Origin of the sequence: Neobacillus drentensis (assembly GCF_036962765.1) — a bacterium.
GTDB classification, from domain to species: domain Bacteria; phylum Bacillota; class Bacilli; order Bacillales; family Cytobacillaceae; genus Neobacillus; species Neobacillus drentensis_C.
In genome coordinates this window covers 829-3,252 of sequence record NZ_JBALOS010000216.1, presented here as the reverse complement: position 1 = coordinate 3,252, position 2,424 = coordinate 829, and the positions used below count along the sequence as shown (strand labels likewise).

Annotated in this window: 2 protein-coding genes; both read left to right on the top strand. The window is 38.7% G+C overall.

Annotated features, from left to right (window positions below; genetic code table 11):
- Positions 1 to 237 precede the first annotated feature (237 nt).
- On the top strand, positions 238 to 1,461 hold the full coding sequence (locus V7137_RS23500) for an amidohydrolase (RefSeq protein WP_335700312.1): 1,224 nt from the start codon (positions 238 to 240) through the stop codon (positions 1,459 to 1,461).
- 202 nt (positions 1,462 to 1,663) lie between these two features.
- Positions 1,664 to 2,424 (top strand): ABC transporter substrate-binding protein (locus V7137_RS23495; protein ID WP_335700316.1); only part of this gene is annotated, 761 nt, incomplete at its 3' end.

Sequence of the window (2,424 nt, the reverse complement as noted above, 5' to 3'; positions counted from 1 at the left end):
AGTTATGAAGGATAGAGTAATTCCTAATCTTGATTTAAAAGAAATCAAATCCAAGGGTCAAAAATATTTTAACAAAATGAGAAAAGGATATTTGGAAAGAGACTATCAGCAGCTTCCAGAAAATGAACTGCTTCCTCCATCCTTTAAATTAGTGAAATTTAAATAATGATAAATGAAGTGAAAATCTTGAAAAATAAAGTCCATTTATCTGGAAAAGAAATAGAAAGGAAGTTTACTATGAGCCGTAACTATTGGTTAACAAATGTTCGCTTAGAAACGGGATATATAAAAGAAAATGATAGAGTAGCAGGAACAAAAACAGAGCTATTTCACTTATTAATAGAGGATGGCAGAATCGGAAAAATAATCAAAGAATCAGAGCAATTTGGAAACGACCTACCTGTAAAGGATGCAAAGGGGTTGCTGCTGCTTCCCTCATTTATTGAAAAGCATGTTCATCTAGATAAGACTTATATGGGTGAGGATTGGCGCGCATGTATCCCAGCTTCAGGGGTTATTGAACGATGCGAAATAGAAAAAAATATTCTAGCAACTATACCTGCTAGCACACAGCAACGCGCAGAAGCTTTGCTGGAAGTAATATTGTCCTATGGCTCAACCCATATAAGAACCCATGTGGATATCTATCCGGAAGCAGGGTTGCACAATTTGGAAGGTGTCGGGCATGCACTTGAATCATATTCTAATAGGCTTAGCTCAGAAATTGTTGCCTTCGCCCAGCATGGCCTGCTCCGTCCTGGTACTGTACCATTGGTTAGAGAAGCATTGAGAAACGGTGCTGGGATTGTGGGGGCGGTTGACCCGGCAACCGTAGATAATAATATTGAAGCTTCATTAGTGCAGTTACTGGACTTGGCTGTTGAAGGGAATGCTGATATCGACTTGCATTTACATGACCCAGGTCATTTAGGAACTTTCACGATGAAACGACTTGCTTATTTAACCAAGCAGGCAGGCTGGGAAGGAAGAGTAGCAGTCAGTCATGCATTTGGACTTGGAGATGTCTCAAAAGAGGAAGCAATCGAAATGGGAGGGATATTAAGGGAAGCAGGTATCTCGATAGTCACCAGTCTTCCAATCGGGCGAAACATTCCACCAGTAAACCTTTTAACTGAATGTGGAGTGGAAGTATCCGTAGGGAACGATAATATTTATGATTCTTGGTGGCCTACAGGAAATGGTGATGTGCTGGAAAGGGCAGGACGTCTGCTTGAACGGTTCAGATGGACGGATGAGGTTTCACTCACGCAAACTCTCAAATATATCACAGGTGGCTTAACTACTTTGGACAAGGACGGTAATCAAGTTTGGCCAAAACTAGGAGTAGCAGCAAATATGCTTTTAGTTGATGCCAGCTGCTCTGCAGAGGTTGTTGCAAGACGGTCTAAGCGTAAAGCCGTTTTTTACAAAGGTAACCTAGTTTCCGGAACTTTAATGTAAATAACTTATTATTACTAATACGGTAGATCTGAACGAAAAGAGGATTTTTTAACATCCTCTTTTTTTTTGATCTAAGCTTTTCGTATGTAAAGAAGTAAACATATTTAAAAAAGAAGTAAAGATTTTCGAGATAAAATTGTTTGAATATTCTTTATAATTAAATAAGAGCAGAGGTTTTAAATAAAATCAGGGGGTAGAGTCTATGAAAATAAACAGAGGGTTTGGTGGCATTTTTATTCTAGTATTACTGTTGCTATTGGTCATTACAGGCTGTTCGACAAATAACAACGCTAGCACGAAGGGGAACTCCGATGATAAAACTTCAAAGGATGGAGGGACTTTGGTTATCGCTCGTTTATCAGACGTTGAGAATTTAGACCATCAATTTATGTCGACGATCAATGCAGCAAGTGTTACTCATCAAAAAATCTATGAGGGACTAGTAGGGCGTGATAAAAATTCTGAAATAACTCCTTTGTTAGCAAAATCATGGGAGCAGTTAGATAATACAACATGGGAATTTAAACTTAGAAATGACGTGAAATTTCACGATGGAACACCTTTTAATGCAAATGCGGTAAAAGCGACGTTTGATAGACTATTAGATCCGAATGTTGGTTCGCCAAGAGCTGTGGTCCTAAAAATGGTAAAGGAAGTGAAGGTGGTTGATGATTTTACCGTTCAATTTATCTTGAGTGAACCCTTCTCACCTTTACTCTCCATTCTAGCAAGTCATGAGAGCGGTATTATCAGTCCAAAATCAATTGAGAAATACGGAAAGAAAATGATTAATGAACCTAATGGTACAGGTCCTTTTGTCTTTAAATCTTGGACACCAGGCCAGGAAATTGTATTAACTAAAAACAAGGAATATTGGGGCGATAAGGCCAAAGTAGATCAAGTCGTTTTTAAGGTCGTCCCTGAGGAAACAACTAGGATTTCTATGATTGAAACAGGTGAAGC